Below are 13,601 nucleotides of genomic sequence, written 5' to 3'. Positions count from 1 at the left end.
GACGCCATGGACAACCGCATCAGCGAAATTCGCAGGCAGATCAGGGCGCTGCGCGTCAGCATGCTCGAGGCCGAAGCCATCATGCGCCAGCAGATCAACCGCGATGAGGACTGCGCCTTCGTCGCCGGGGATCTCCTGAAGATGCGGCTGGTCATGAGCCGCCTGGTCGAGGAGCGGGAGGTCCTGGGCGACCGCGATCCGATCATCGTGCATGCGAGCGTTGCACCGCGCCGTCGCGCCGCGACGCCGGCCTTCATTCGCCCGGCGAAGCGAGAGCTGGCCGCCGGCGAAGCGCGTGCATGACGGCGCGCCCGGGATGCGGCGGCTGTGCGCCGAGCTGCAAGACGTGATGTGCCGGAGGAAAAGATGAGAGAGCCGCTTCGGTATTTCCACGACAGCGATGACCACGCGCCCTGGATCAAGGCGCTGGCCGAGGTCCGGCACATGGCGACGCGGGAAGGCTGGTGCTTTCACCACGTGCAGGCGATCATCGTGGCGATCGACCAGTATGCGGAGGCCGCGCTCGGCAATCGCGAGTTCTTCCTCAACCGGCCGCAGACCGTCGGTCCAGTGAGAAGAGGCGACGTGCCTTAACATGCTGACCGGCAGGCACGCGTGTTCGACGTCGCGGCAGCTCGACGCGCTGTCCGCGGCGGCGAAAAGCCTCGCTCAGGAAATAAAAGCCTCGCTCAGGAAGTGCCGACTATTTCGCGTAGCCTTGACTGCTGCAGTACCACCAGGATTCGGCGGGCGATGCGCCATGCTCGATCACGTATTTCCGGCAGGCTTCGTAGCTGACCGCATACCGCTTCCCGCACGGTACTGCAGAGATGCCGAAATTGCTGGTCGAGCATGTGGATGCGGCGTGGCTCGTCGACATCGACAGGACGCCGATAAAGGGCAGGACCGCTAGAAGTGACAGGGTCTTCATCATAGCCATCGCCTCCCAAGTTGGAGGACAGCGGGGCCGCCGTCCCCGCCGAGAACCTACTACATCGCACGCCGTTCACCACCGGATTTCGCGGGTCTCATGCGCGATCCGCATCGTCACGCACGCCGTGTTCGTCGTCATGCCCGGCGCGTGACGCCTTCCGGGCGCAGGGGCCAAATGTCCCGGCCTGCCTGAGGCGGGCGGGATGGCCAATCCGCTGCCAGCGACATATCGTGACGGTCCGAGGCCGAATCTGAGGCGGGCCGTTCATCGCCGGGTCATGTCCATCCGGCCATCGTCAGCGCCGCGCCCGCGAGGGCGGCGGCATATTTGCGGAGGAGGTTTCGGATGATCAGGGGCTGGCAGGTTGCGACGTCGGCGCTCGCCATCGTCGTGATGGTTGCAACGCTGGGGGCTGAGGCGAACGCGGCGCAGTGCGGCAACGGGCCCGGCGGGTTCGAAGCCTGGAAGCAGCAGTTCTCGGGCGAGGCGAGCGCCAAGGGCATCGGCGCCACCGCGATCGCCGCGCTGATGCAGACCCATTACGCCAGTGCGACGATTGCCGCGGATCGCGGCCAGCGCAGCTTCGGCCTGTCGCTCGAGCAGTTCATGGCCAAGCGGGGATCTGCAACCATCGTGGCGCGTGGCCGATCGCTAAAGCAGTCGCAGGCGGCGCTGTTCGCCTCGATCCAGCAGCGCTATGGCGTGCCGCCGGGACCGTTGATCGCGATCTGGGGCATGGAGAGCGGTTTTGGCAGCCAGCGCGGCAACCAGAACATGCTGTCCTCGATCGCAACGCTTGCCTATGACTGCCGCCGTCCGGAGTTCTTCACCGACCAGCTCTATGCGGCGCTGAAGCTCGTCGACCGCGGCACTTTGTCCGGGAGCACGCGCGGCTCGATGCATGGCGAGATCGGCCAGACCCAGTTCATGCCGAAGAACGTCCTCGCCTACGGCACCGGCAATCTCGACGTCGCGGCCAACGCGCTGAGCTCGACGGCGAACTTCCTGCGCGCCCATGGCTGGCGCGCCGGTGCCGGCTATCAGCCCGGGGAACCCAACTTCGCCGCGATCGAGGCGTGGAACGCGGCAGGCGTCTACCAGAAGGCGATCGCCATCATGGGACGACAGATCGACGGCCAATGAGCGCAGGCGTGAGTTCCTTCATCGCCTGTTAACGCAGCGGTGCCCAGATCGTGCGCTGTGAAACGGGAGCAGATGGAGACCGGCTCCATGCTCAAGAATGGCACCTACGCGGCGTGGTTTCGAACGTCGCTTGCGGACGGCACCGGCATCGTGCACGTCGCCGATGGCAGGCTGTGGGGCAGCGACGCGGTCATGCTCTACAGCGGCACCTATGAGGTCGACGGCGAGCGCTTCTCCGCCGTGCTCACCACGCAGCGGCACTCCAGAGACGGCACGACCGTGTTCGGCACCGACGACCTCGTGGTGCGGCTCGAGGGCATCTGGACCGGCGCGATCGCGACCTGCACGGGCAGGGCAGATGCTGTGCCCGATCTCGCCTTCGAGGTGACGCTGATTCCGAGCCAGGAGGTGGCACCCGAGCCGCCGCCGGATCTGCCGCTGCCGAAGTTCGACCCGAGCAAACTCCCGAAGCTGCCGAAGCGCTCCAGCCGCTAAGGCATGATCCGGAAACGTGCGAAGCGGTTTTCCCTCGCGACAAGCGCCAAGGCCGTTTGCGCGGGGACACGCGCTACGCGTCTCGCGGGCCCGCGGTCTCCGGAAATGGCGCGCCGGGGATGTAGAGCTTCAGCGCGCGGATCTCGTAGACCGCCGACGGGTTGACGCTGCGCAGGTCGCGCGCCGCGGCGATCGCCTCCGCCTCATCGGTGCAATCGATCACGTAGAAGCCGAGCAATTGCTCCTTGGTTTCGGAGAACGGCCCGTCGATAACCATGCCGTGGCCGGGCCCACGCAGCGTGCTGGCATTGCGGGTATCGCCGAGCCGCGCAGCCGGACCGAGCTTGCCCTTCAGCCGTTGATGGACCTCGCGCAGACCCGTCATCACGGCAGCGTCCTCCTCGGCGTTCCACGATTTGACCTCGGCTTCGACGTGATAGGCCAGGATGGCATAAAGCATCTGATGTGCTCCTTATTTCTGATGCGACTGGCCCAAGGACGTCCCGCGGCGATCCGAGCCGACATTTCATCTGTAGCGGATCGGACGGTTTCTGTGTTGCGACAAGGTATCCCGGCGGCCGGCATGGCGGCGGCGAATCGCGCAGGCCAAAACAGCAAAAAGGCGCGGCGGATGAGCTCCGCCGCGCCCCCGATATTGATGTCTCGCTGGTCCAGGGCTGAGAGCGCCCCGATGCCAGGCTGATTGCTCAGGGCCTAGCGGGCGATCCCAGCGAGGTGACAGCGCTTGAGACAAGACACTAGATCACCTCCTTTCTTTGTTGATGGGACTTCCAATATAGGTGCCGAATCCGCCGCTGTTAAGGCCGCCTCCGGCCCGGCCGCGCCGGAAAACCGGCCGGATTGCGGCGAAATGGTTTCGTTTACCGGAGAACAGAACGCACGCCGGGGCAGTTGAGGCCGCCGCCCGGCCGTGTTAGGTGAACCCGAGATGCGGGTGTAGCTCAATGGTAGAGCAGCAGCCTTCCAAGCTGAATACGAGGGTTCGATTCCCTTCACCCGCTCCAATAATTTGAGGTACTTATCGGAATATTTGATTTCCGTTCCGACAACAGCGCCGAATCCATTCCGACAAACGTTCACTTTCTGGCCGCCTGCTTGCGCCGCTTGATCTGTGCGTGCTTGGCCTCGTCGTCATGATGAAGGTCGTGCGCCATCGCTTTGGTCGATGACCATTGGCCGTTCTTCATCAGTCGCGTTCTTGTGGGGCCGGACGTGCTCGCCTCGGTGGTCCCCAAACGGCGTGAAGGTCAGCTCAGGGCGCAAGCCCCCAGCCGGAAAGATCTTCTTCGAAATCCGCTCGGCTTGTGTCGGCATTCGCCCTTGCTGCTTAACGACACCAAGCGAAATCAACTGCCTCGCAAGGCCAATTTCCGCTATCTTGCGCGCTCAACCGGACGCGATCCCGGATGGATATGCTCGGCGCGATGGACCGGGCGAGATCCCGTCCGTGGATTAGGAGGGGTGGGGGGAGCCATGCCGAGCTTCGTTCAGTTCCTGCAGAATTCGGGTGTGTACGCTGCGCAAAATTTCATGATCGTTCCTCGGGGAGGCTTCAACCTGGTCTGCCTCCGCGACAGCAAGGACGTTGGCCTGTCGTATGATCGCAATCGATTACTGGTCGAGGATGTGCGGCTCGATGACGTCGAACGTGTCGCTCAGGAATACATCAAGACCCGCTTCAGGGAGCAAAAAGGCCAGGAGCGCGACGACCAGTTGCTGCGTCTGCGTACAGCGCTGTATGCCACTGCACGGCCGGACGGCCCTGCGCGCGGCCTCAAGGTCTCGCCCAAGGATAAAGGCATTCCCGAGCTTAAAGCCGTACGCGGCAGCACAAGCATCAAGTTGGATGTCGCCATTCTGCCGCGCAAGGATTTCACGATCGCGTTCAAATTCCTCAAGTACCTCGATCAATCTGGCAATCTGATCAACGCCACGAAATGGACGCCGGACGACGTGCCCTGGTTCCTCACCAAGCTGAACTGGACGTTCGGGGCTCAGGCAAATATCTTCTTCACCCCGGCAGAGGCGACTTGGATGACGGTCCGGAAAGCCCTGGGGCCAAAAATCTCGCGGGATGTTTTCCGCAAGGAGATCGTCCCGTTCAAGGTGCGCGGCGCCGATCTCACGTGCTTTCTCGTCGGCGACTATGACGCAATGGATAACGAGGCGGCTGGAGAGTATCTGCCCGACGAGCAGGTCTTCGTGGTTGTCGATCAGGGCAATCCACCCGTGTTCGACTATGGCGAGGCGTTCGTTGGCGTCATGGCGCACGAGGTCGGTCACTTCCTGCACCACAAGCGGAACATTCCCGGCAGTGGGCACCATAATCGAAGCGGCATTTTGCTTTCCAGCGGCATGGAAAGCTTGTCCCTGGACAAGCAACTCGTCACCGACCTCAACGCGTGGTGAGAGCGCTTGTTCTCCACTCACGCTTTGGCAGCAATGTACCCGTAATAATTCATAAGGAAGTCCCCAATCGAGAGAGGCTTCTGAGCGCCACCCTTGCCCGGATGCGGGATCGCGTAATCTCCTTTGCCCCATGTGAAGATCGTTGTCGTCACGTTTCCGTTCGACACTTGTATCCTGTCACGCAAGACGACCCAGTGCCGCGTCAACACCGAGCCTTCATCCGACTGGTCGTCATATTCGATCATGTTGGCGCTTATGAACAGGCATACGCGGTATCCACTGGCGAGCAGGGCGTTGGCTTCGTTGACGCTGTCGATGCCTTTGCTGAATTTCAGATTGGTCTCCTCGCGTACGTCCTGGTATCCGGCCTTGCGGAACCATTGCTCCATTTCGCTCGGCAAGGTGATCCCCGCGACGTCGCTTATTCTGCCGGTGTCGTCAAAATCGAGGAACCAATTTTCCGAGTCGCGAATGGAGGCGCAAGTCAGCCAATCGACGTGGTCCAGCGAGTAGGGCGGCGTGTAGTTTTTCACGTCCTTTCCCGGCTTGATCAGCAGGCGGCCGAGGTTCGCCTGCCCCTTCTGATACAGATCGATGGCGAACCGCGCATATTGCCCCGGCTTGTCGGATGCGTAGCTGAACATCAGCGCGGAGGGGCCGCACATGCTCGCTTGATCCTGATCTATGAGGCTCGGCTTCGCAATTCGCCTGAGAATGCCTATCCCGACGCGGTGCGGGTCGAGCTTCGGAAAGAATGTGGTCCTCGTGTTCTTGAGGAAATCGCAGACCATCTCCGCGGCGAGCTTCTTTTGATCCGAGTTGAGGTCGTACGGTCCAACCCCGAGCCACTTCTTCTTTTCGTCGCCGACGAAGAGCGTGATGAGCTTCTTCGAAGTCGGAGAAAGCGTTCTGGAGGTGTTTGCAATAGTGGTCAGGTCGTCCAGCTCGAATGCGGTGACCATGCCATCCGTGACGGTCGCCCTGATAATGTCGACGACTTCCCCATAGTCCAGCTTGGAATCGTCGAGCAGACCCTTGCGAAGTGCGGCATCGACGGATGGCGTCGCGATCCCGTCCCATTGACCCTTGGGAGGAGGAGGCTTGGCGGCTGCCTTGGTCGCGAGATCAACGAGCCGAGTGAAGGTTGGCCCACCAGGCCGGATATAGCCGTCCGGCGTGCCCGGGAAGTTCTTCTGCTGGAAATACAGGATCGAGTTGTAGAGGCTGTCGCTGGCGTGACCCGTCACGACCATTTGCGGTTTGAGCGTGGTCTCGGCTCCTCCGTCGGAAATGGCGATCTTGTTGAGCAGCGAGATGACCAGTTCCTGGTCCTGCTTCCAGTTTTGGCAGCTGCGACCCGTGGCGGCAAACCGTCCTACTTTGTCTTTCAATTGCGGCATGAGCAATCACCAGCAATATGATCGTTTTCAGTGGCGGATTGCGGGCTCAACTATCGCATTGGTGGTCGGCTGAAGCGTCCACGCTAGCTTGTCGATGAACTCGTACTCAAATAGCGCCTGCGGATCGGTTCCGAAATAGTATCCATACTGATGCAGAATCTTGGAGCCCTTGGCGACCATCTCGCGTTTCCATTTCAGGTCCTTGGCAGAGCTGAACTGAAATCCAATCACCACCGCATAGTTTTCGTACGCTTCGGCCACTTGCAGAATGGTCGCGCGCGTCAGGATGCCAGCAGGGTCTTCCAGACCTTGAACTCTGAACGCGGTGATGCGGTTCATCAGATTTGATGCAACTTCCTCCTCGGACCAACCCATGACGCCCGCTGCAACGCCCTTTGCAAACCCCTCCTTGATGAACTTGACTTGAATGTTCTTGAGTGCCTCTCGGGCCGCGACCTTGTCAGCCACCATAAGGACCAGATCGGGGATCATCGCAGCGATGTTCTCGGCCTTGAAAGCCTCCTTTAAACCCGCCTTGAAGCCGGCCTTGGCCGCGCTCCAAAATCCTTCGCCAGCGACGGAGCCTGCCGGCGGCGGCGGGACCTCTGGCGGGGTCGGTGTGTTCCGCGGGACCTTCAATCTCACCTCCGGTGCCCGGAAGTCGAGCGCTTGAACGCCTCTCCTGCGCATCGCAATGAGCGTTCCTCCGCTGTCCCTGGTCAGCAACACCGGATTCTTGATGCCGCGAGCCACTCCGCCTGCCCTGACCTGGGCAACAACATCGGAATCGAACGCGGAAAGCCCGTGATTCAAACCCTCATTGCCCCACTTCCAAACTTGCGCGCGGGGCACCTGGGTCATCATTTTGTCTTCGACGATCCGCAAGTCAGTGAGCAATTTTTCGCCGGACTGAGCACGCGCTCCCTTTAGAAATTCAAACTTGACCCGCGGTGAGATCAGAACCTCGTGACCGTCCTTGGCCAGATTGAGAATTTCATTCTCGAAGCGTCGGCTGAGCGCTTTCTCGGCGGTGCTCGCCGCAGCTCTTTGCCCGTTCTGTATGTCTATAAGAATATTGGTATCGAGCCAGACGGGGGGCTTTAAGGGCGCCATTGCAACAACACCATTGGCATAAACTGTAGGACGCATTTTGCGTCGGCGAGCCTATCCCTCAGTCGCGTCTGCTGAAGCGCCGGTTCAAGCGGCTCTGCCGCACCCTCGATCGCAGACATGCGATCGTCAGCGCGCGCCTTTCGGCTTGGAGCCAAGCAGATCATGCGTTCCACTGACGCTTAACGTTCCCGAGCACTCGAATCCTCCGAAAATGCCGCAGGAGCCGGTGACGGTGACGCGCAAGTCCTTGCGTTGATACAGGTCGACCGAAACGCCAAATCGCGAAAAATCGTTGGCGCTGTTCGGCAGGATCAGGTCGATGTGATCGATCGCCCAGCGCGGCAGGTGAGGATTGCTCTTCCAGAACAGTTCATTGACGGCGTGGTGGCCGAAATTCGGTCCGACCGTGAGGGCGCCGTCTGCGCCCTCAAACACGAAGCCGGTCTCGTCGATGTGAACATTGACCCGGTCCGGCGCTACCGCGAAATGCAGCGACGTGATGTCCTGCGGCTGCGGGTCCTTGCCGAACTGCGCGCTATAGTCGTCGCTCCATTGCCCGCGGCCGCGCCCGAGCCCGAAGCCGTGCCGGCCCGGAAGGTCTCGCGTCGAGAGCGGCCGGTCGGATAGTTTTGGGCGCCAGATCTCCCGGAATCCCTTGCCGATTGTGGCTGCCATCGACAGATCGAGGGCCCAATGCGACGGCTTCTCCGGGCTTTTGCCTTCGGCGAAGGCGTCGAATCCGTCCGACGTCTTGGCAATGCGCAGCGTCTTGATAAGGTCTTCCCAGTCCTTGGGCAGGAACGTGACGCCGTCGAGCGTGCTCGTCGCGGCCGCGACGCCATACTTCTCCAATTGGCGTCGGATATAGGCCTTCTCGTCATAGAGGCGGACATTGGGATTCGGCCCCGCGAAATATTTCGACAGATCGATCTGCGGCCGGAGCATGGTCAGCCGCGCCGCGATCTTGCGGTAAGTGTCGGTCGTGGTCGGGTCGGTGGTCGTCACGGGGCTGCCCTCCGAGTGAAAGCCAGTCCCCGATTTGTCTGATCCGGCCGGGGCCGGGTTCAACTGAACCTCCTAACCGGAAACGCCGACCACCATTCGTGGAGCAGTGTCAACAGCAAGGACGATCCGATGTCACTTCGGAGCAGGGTGCTAGACGTACTCAATGGCCCGGCGGTCGCACGCATTCGCTTCCGGTTTCCGATCCGTGGCAGCCACGTGACGATTGCACCGCAAACGTTCCATCACGTCGCTCGCGCGATCCGGTTGGGACAGGTCAGCGTCAGAGTTCCGACGGACCTCGCGGCAAATGTTGCGGCACAATATAACGACGTCGCGCGGACCCGGGCGGACGGTACGGTCGTCGCGGCGAATACGCTGGAGGTCGTGTCGGCGACGGGGCGAATGGACGAAGCCTATATCGTCCACGAGGCATTGCATGCGGCTTACGATCTGCTGCGTACCGGCCTTGACGGCAATGCGGAGGAGGCGTCCGCCTATGTCTGTACCGCGCTCTACTGCCGCATGACGGGCCTGCCGCGACCCCGCTGGGCGAACGGCCCGATCTACGCCAATGCCGCGGAAGTCGCCCGAACGTTGCTGTCGCAATATCAGAAGGGTGATCCCGGCATTCCCTGGGTCGGCGAGCATGAATGGCGGATGTTGCGCGCCGGTGTCGGCCTTAGTGCGGTCTATGCCAGCGGACCCGGCGGCATTCTCACCGGGTGGCTGCTCGGCCAACAATACACCCACGACGGCTGATGGGACGTGGGGCGTCCGCTCCACAAAATGACGGGCCGGCTCCTTGCCGCCCGTCCTCAGGCCACCAGCAAACCCAGTTTGCCGACCGTCGCCAGCGAACGGTCAACGCTTTGCCGGGTTGACAGCAGCAACGGCTCGGCGGGCTGCCCGGCATCATCCAATTGCTTGACCTGGATGGTCGGTCCGAAGATTTCAGTCATTTCGGCTGTGATTTGCTCGATCGTCCGGGAGCCGTCGAGCAGTTGCAGAAAGTGGCGCGTCCTGTCGTCCTCCAACTGCACGGTTTGGTGAAGCAGATTGGTGACCAGCGGGCCGCTCTGCGCCTGTCTGCGGGCGAGCAGACTCGCCTGCGGACAATCCGTGACTTCTTTCACGAGAAACGGCCGTGATTTCAGAAAGGAGACCTCGCCGCTGCAGGCCAGGATATAGAGCGCTTCCGTCAATATCCGTTGGTCATCGGCTGTTTGCCGGCCTTCCAGCAGCGTCCGGGCGCCATCGAGCAGTTCAGTGAACGAGAGTGCGCGCGGCCAGGCCCGGCCGAGACAAAGATGTGCGGCCTTCAGGAGCGGATTGGTCACGGTGATTCGGCTGCCGTCCTGATTTTCAAATTCCATCTCGGAATCGTCGGTCAGGCAGGCGTCGGGGCGACGTGGGCTGGTGGTGCTCAGCAGATAGAAGGCGGTGATGAAGTCGAGATCGACCTTGCGGTCAAGGGAGATGCCTTCGTGGCAGAGCAACGTACGCCGAAACCCGTTGCCGTCGATGAAGTCCTGATACTGATCGCGCGCCATGAACTCGCTTTCGGGAAAGCGCTGCAGCGTGGCGCGGACCTCTTCGGTGTAGCCGGCAAGATAGCGTCGTGAGAAATCGGCGTCGCTCAGATATTGCAGCCCATGTCGGCCGGCGTCTTCGACGACTTCGTGCAGCAGGAACGCCGTCGCGCCAGAATCGAGATCGTCGTGAAAAAGCAACTCGTCCGGAGCCTTGAGCACGCGGTTGCACTGGTCGCGCATGACTGTACCGTGCACCGAGCTGGACTTCGATCCTTCGCTGAGAAATTTCACGATGGCGCGAGCTTGTCCCACTTTCTCCTTCATCCCGGTGATGCGCCGGGTGTGGTAGCGCATCATGTCGCGGACCATGTCGCGAAGATGCGAGAACGGGTGCGCGTTGTAACTGACGTAGCAGAGCCCCTGTGGCGCCAAATTCCGTTTGAAGATGGACATCATCTTCTCGCGCACGATCGGTGGTACCCATGAATACACGCCATGGGCGATGATGTAGTCGAACTGTCCGAAGGCAGCGTCGACATCCATGATGTCGCAATGCAGAAGCCTGATGTTGCCCAAGCCCAACGCGGCGATGTTCCGCTGTCCGCGTTCGATCGTAACGCCGCTCAGGTCGATACCGATGAACTCGCTGTCCGGATATTGAAAAGCCATCGGCAACAGATTGCCGCCAACGCCGCAGCCGAGCTCCAGGACCCTGCAGCGCTCGACCGGAGCCGGCTGCATGCCGTAGACCGTAGCGATCGTTGCCAGATGGTTCGGGTGAGTGAGCCCGTAGACATGCCCGGGATAATACACCTCATCGTATGGTGTGGTGCCGGTGGTCGGCTGGCGGTGCTCGGTCTGGATGTTCATCGCAGTCAGTTCCACGAATATGCAAACTTGTCGTTCACGATCGAGACGCGCGTCTGCTTGACCTCCTCCTTGGCGAGAGACTTGCTGAGGAATTCACGCGACAGTTCGGGCAGCAACGTGTTGGTGATGATGTTGTCGATCATCCGCCCGCCGGAGTCCGGATCGTTGCAGCGGGATACGATGTGCTCGACGACTGCATCGTCGTAGCCGAAGACAGCCTTGTGATTATCGCGGAGGCGCTGTCCGATCCGGTCGAGCTGCAATCTGACGATGCCGGCAAGCATCTCGTCCGAAAGCGGAAAGTAGGGGATCGAGACGATGCGCCCAAGCAACGCGGCAGGGAACACCTTCAGCAATTCCGGCCGCAGCAGCCTGGCGAGTTCTTCCGGCTCGTTGCGATACTTCGGATCGCGCGCCAGGCTCATGATGAGATCGGTGCCGACGTTCGTGGTCAGAATGATCAATGTGTTCTTGAAATCGATTCGCCGACCGTTGCCGTCCTCCATGACTCCCTTGTCGAACACCTGGAAGAAGATCTCATGGACGTCGGGATGGGCCTTCTCCACCTCGTCGAGCAGGATAACGCTGTAGGGCTTGCGCCGGACCGCTTCGGTGAGCCGGCCGCCTTCACCATAGCCGACGTAACCCGGAGGTGCGCCCTTCAAGGTCGAGACCGTATGCGCCTCCTGGAACTCCGACATGTTGATCGTGATCATGTTCTGCTCGCCGCCATAAAGGGTTTCGGCAAGCGCGAGGGCGGTTTCTGTCTTGCCCACGCCGGACGGTCCGGCCAGCATGAAAACGCCAATCGGCTTGGACGGGTTGTCCAACTTGGCGCGGCTGGTCTCGATTCGTTTCGCAATCATCGTCAGCCCGTGGGACTGGCCGACCACGCGTCGATTGAGAATTTCGGGTAGCTTCAGGACGGTTTCGATCTCGTCGCGCATCATTCTGCCGGTCGGGATACCGGTCCAGTCGGACACGACAGAGGCGACCGACTGCTGGTCGACATGGGCATAGATCATCCGCTTTTCCGGATTGATGCCTTCCAGTGTCTCGAACTTGCCGCGCAACTCGACGCGCTTCGTCGCTCGATCTTCGTCGCCGTTCTCGGAGAGGATTTCGCGAATGCTGCGGATGTCCTTGACGAGCTCCTGTTCCTTGGCCCAGTCGGCCTCCAGGCCGGACAGCTTGGCCTTCAGCGTCGCGATGTCGCCGTCGATTGTGGTGATGCGCTCGCTGTTCTCGTCCCCGAGATCGCCGTCGCTGACCAGCGCCGATCGTTCGGCCTCGCGGGCCGCGATCGCGACGCGAGCGTCCTCGATCAGGGCCGGCGTCGCGCTTTGACTGATGGCTACCCGTGCTGAAGCTGTGTCCAGCAGGCTGACCGCCTTGTCCGGCAGCTGTCGGGACGGAATGTAGCGATGCGACAGGTTGACCGCGGTCACGATCGCGGCGTCCGAGATGCGAACGCCGTGGTGCTTCTCCATCGGGCCCAGGAGACCGCGCAGCATGATGCAACAGGTCTCGACATCCGGCTCATCGACCTGGATCGGCTGAAAGCGCCGTGTGAGTGCGGGGTCCTTTTCGATGTATTGGCGATACTCTGCCCAGGTGGTGGCGGCGATGGTCCGCAGCGTGCCGCGAGCGAGGGGAGGCTTGAGGAGATTGGCCGCATCGCCGGTGCCGGCGGCGCCACCGGCCCCGATCAGCGTGTGCGCTTCGTCGATGAACAGGATAATCGGGGTAGGCGAGTTCTGTACCTCGTCGATCACCGAGCGCAGGCGCTGCTCGAACTCGCCCTTCATCGAGGCACCGGCCTGCATCAGGCCGATATCCAGCGCGCAGAGCCTGACGTTGCGCAGCGGCGGCGGCACCTCGCCGGCGGCAATGCGCTGGGCAAATCCCTCGACCACGGCGGTCTTGCCGACGCCGGCCTCGCCGGTGAGGATCGGATTGTTTTGCCTCCGGCGCATCAGCACGTCGATCAATTGGCGGATTTCGTCGTCTCGACCGAGGATCGGGTCCATCTGGCCCGATCTGGCCTTGGCGGTCAGATCCTGGGAGAACCGGTCGAGCGGCGTCGTCCCCTTGGGATTCGCCCGGTCCGTACCGTCAGTACCGGCACCGGCCAATCCGGAGCCGTCCATCGGACGCATGGTCTCCTCCTCGGAGCCTGCCCAGATGGCGCGGTGCTCCGCAGCCAATGCGTCGACATTTATCTTGGCGAATTCCTGCGAGATGTTGTTGAGCGCACGACGGATCTCGTTCGATTTCAATCCGGCGACTAGGAGATGTCCGGTGCGGATCTGGGTCTCGCCGAAGAACAGCGTGGCGTAGTGCCAGCCACGGTCGAGAATATCGATGACCGAATTGGCGACGCCCGGCATGTCGGTTTCGTTCTTGCGGAAACCGTTGATGACGCCTGCGAGGTCCGACAGCAGCCGCGCGCGGTCGAGCTTGTAGTGATCCACCGACAGGCTGAGGTCGGTCCGCTCCTGTTGCAGGATGTGAAACAGCCAGTGCGCAAGCTCCACGTTACGGTTGCTGACGCTCTTGGCGTGGCGCAGGGCCTGTATGAAGGCATCGTAGCCGGCCCGGTTCAGTTTGCCAGTCACGGCCTCAAGGCTGATATCGGTCACGATGGCGCCTCCTGCTCAATCCCGGACGATGCCGGGT

Annotated in this window: 13 protein-coding genes and 1 tRNA gene; 7 read left to right on the top strand and 7 right to left on the bottom strand. The window is 61.6% G+C overall.

The window, feature by feature from the left end; genetic code table 11:
* The first annotated feature begins 6 nt into the window (after positions 1-6).
* Both ACVMIH_RS11360 and ACVMIH_RS11355 read left to right on the top strand, forming a co-directional pair.
* A complete protein-coding gene (locus tag ACVMIH_RS11360) occupies positions 7-303 on the top strand; it encodes a hypothetical protein (RefSeq protein ID WP_028339395.1) in 297 nt (98 codons plus the stop codon).
* A gap of 63 nt (positions 304-366) precedes the next feature.
* Positions 367-594, top strand: coding sequence for a hypothetical protein (locus ACVMIH_RS11355; protein WP_016843397.1), 228 nt, complete (start codon positions 367-369; stop codon positions 592-594).
* Between the two features lie 109 nt (positions 595-703).
* On the opposite strand, the gene ACVMIH_RS11350 is transcribed toward ACVMIH_RS11355, so the two are convergent.
* The gene (locus tag ACVMIH_RS11350; protein ID WP_456785216.1) at positions 704-934 is read right to left on the bottom strand and encodes a hypothetical protein; all 231 of its coding nucleotides are present in this window, start codon (positions 932-934) and stop codon (positions 704-706) included.
* Between the two features lie 345 nt (positions 935-1,279).
* Between ACVMIH_RS11350 and ACVMIH_RS11345 the strand changes: the two genes are divergently transcribed.
* Entirely contained in the window at positions 1,280-2,077 is a 798-nt protein-coding gene (locus ACVMIH_RS11345) for a lytic murein transglycosylase (protein WP_038383190.1), read from the top strand.
* Between the two features lie 87 nt (positions 2,078-2,164).
* Positions 2,165-2,572, top strand: coding sequence for a hypothetical protein (locus ACVMIH_RS11340; RefSeq protein WP_026192921.1), 408 nt, complete (start codon positions 2,165-2,167; stop codon positions 2,570-2,572).
* 73 nt (positions 2,573-2,645) lie between these two features.
* Here the strand turns inward: ACVMIH_RS11340 and ACVMIH_RS11335 are convergent, their stop codons facing one another.
* Entirely contained in the window at positions 2,646-3,032 is a 387-nt protein-coding gene (locus ACVMIH_RS11335) for a YciI family protein (RefSeq protein WP_076831500.1), read from the bottom strand.
* 491 nt (positions 3,033-3,523) lie between these two features.
* On the opposite strand from ACVMIH_RS11335, the gene ACVMIH_RS11330 reads away from it, so the two are divergent.
* Positions 3,524-3,597 (top strand) — tRNA-Gly (locus ACVMIH_RS11330).
* Between the two features lie 469 nt (positions 3,598-4,066).
* Positions 4,067-5,002: a hypothetical protein gene (locus tag ACVMIH_RS11325; protein WP_456861713.1), complete on the top strand. Its 936-nt coding sequence runs from the start codon at positions 4,067-4,069 to the stop codon at positions 5,000-5,002.
* 17 nt (positions 5,003-5,019) lie between these two features.
* Here the strand turns inward: ACVMIH_RS11325 and ACVMIH_RS11320 are convergent, their stop codons facing one another.
* The 3 genes from ACVMIH_RS11320 to ACVMIH_RS11310 all read right to left on the bottom strand — a co-directional run bounded on the left by ACVMIH_RS11320 (position 5,020) and on the right by ACVMIH_RS11310 (position 8,520).
* Positions 5,020-6,402, bottom strand: coding sequence for a hypothetical protein (locus tag ACVMIH_RS11320; protein ID WP_168858780.1), 1,383 nt, complete (start codon positions 6,400-6,402; stop codon positions 5,020-5,022).
* Between the two features lie 27 nt (positions 6,403-6,429).
* Entirely contained in the window at positions 6,430-7,551 is a 1,122-nt protein-coding gene (locus ACVMIH_RS11315; protein ID WP_229189337.1) for a type II toxin-antitoxin system VapC family toxin, read from the bottom strand.
* A gap of 90 nt (positions 7,552-7,641) precedes the next feature.
* A complete protein-coding gene (locus ACVMIH_RS11310; protein ID WP_057019602.1) occupies positions 7,642-8,520 on the bottom strand; it encodes a hypothetical protein in 879 nt (292 codons plus the stop codon).
* Between the two features lie 129 nt (positions 8,521-8,649).
* On the opposite strand from ACVMIH_RS11310, the gene ACVMIH_RS11305 reads away from it, so the two are divergent.
* On the top strand, positions 8,650-9,279 hold the full coding sequence (locus ACVMIH_RS11305; RefSeq protein WP_057019601.1) for a hypothetical protein: 630 nt from the start codon (positions 8,650-8,652) through the stop codon (positions 9,277-9,279).
* A 56-nt stretch (positions 9,280-9,335) separates the two neighbouring features.
* Here the strand turns inward: ACVMIH_RS11305 and ACVMIH_RS11300 are convergent, their stop codons facing one another.
* Together ACVMIH_RS11300 and tssH are read right to left on the bottom strand one after the other, a co-directional pair.
* The gene (locus ACVMIH_RS11300; protein ID WP_456861711.1) at positions 9,336-10,922 is read right to left on the bottom strand and encodes a methyltransferase regulatory domain-containing protein; all 1,587 of its coding nucleotides are present in this window, start codon (positions 10,920-10,922) and stop codon (positions 9,336-9,338) included.
* 5 nt (positions 10,923-10,927) lie between these two features.
* Positions 10,928-13,564, bottom strand: a complete 2,637-nt coding sequence (gene tssH / locus ACVMIH_RS11295; protein WP_076831492.1) for a type VI secretion system ATPase TssH — start codon at positions 13,562-13,564, stop codon at positions 10,928-10,930.
* Positions 13,565-13,601 lie beyond the last annotated feature (37 nt).

It is taken from the genome of Bradyrhizobium sp. USDA 4503 (genome assembly GCF_054055815.1).
Note: the sequence above shows the minus strand (reverse complement) of the source record. Positions and strands in the feature narration are given on the sequence as shown.

Coding starts and splice junctions, on each gene's coding strand:
- ACVMIH_RS11335 (WP_076831500.1), bottom strand. CDS start 3,032: ATGCTTTATGCCATCCTGGCCTATCACGTCGAAGCCGAGGTCAAATCG.
- ACVMIH_RS11305 (WP_057019601.1), top strand. CDS start 8,650: ATGTCACTTCGGAGCAGGGTGCTAGACGTACTCAATGGCCCGGCGGTC.
- ACVMIH_RS11350 (WP_456785216.1), bottom strand. CDS start 934: ATGATGAAGACCCTGTCACTTCTAGCGGTCCTGCCCTTTATCGGCGTC.
- ACVMIH_RS11355 (WP_016843397.1), top strand. CDS start 367: ATGAGAGAGCCGCTTCGGTATTTCCACGACAGCGATGACCACGCGCCC.
- ACVMIH_RS11325 (WP_456861713.1), top strand. CDS start 4,067: ATGCCGAGCTTCGTTCAGTTCCTGCAGAATTCGGGTGTGTACGCTGCG.
- ACVMIH_RS11340 (WP_026192921.1), top strand. CDS start 2,165: ATGCTCAAGAATGGCACCTACGCGGCGTGGTTTCGAACGTCGCTTGCG.
- ACVMIH_RS11360 (WP_028339395.1), top strand. CDS start 7: ATGGACAACCGCATCAGCGAAATTCGCAGGCAGATCAGGGCGCTGCGC.
- ACVMIH_RS11300 (WP_456861711.1), bottom strand. CDS start 10,922: ATGAACATCCAGACCGAGCACCGCCAGCCGACCACCGGCACCACACCA.
- ACVMIH_RS11345 (WP_038383190.1), top strand. CDS start 1,280: ATGATCAGGGGCTGGCAGGTTGCGACGTCGGCGCTCGCCATCGTCGTG.
- ACVMIH_RS11315 (WP_229189337.1), bottom strand. CDS start 7,551: ATGCGTCCTACAGTTTATGCCAATGGTGTTGTTGCAATGGCGCCCTTA.
- ACVMIH_RS11320 (WP_168858780.1), bottom strand. CDS start 6,402: ATGCCGCAATTGAAAGACAAAGTAGGACGGTTTGCCGCCACGGGTCGC.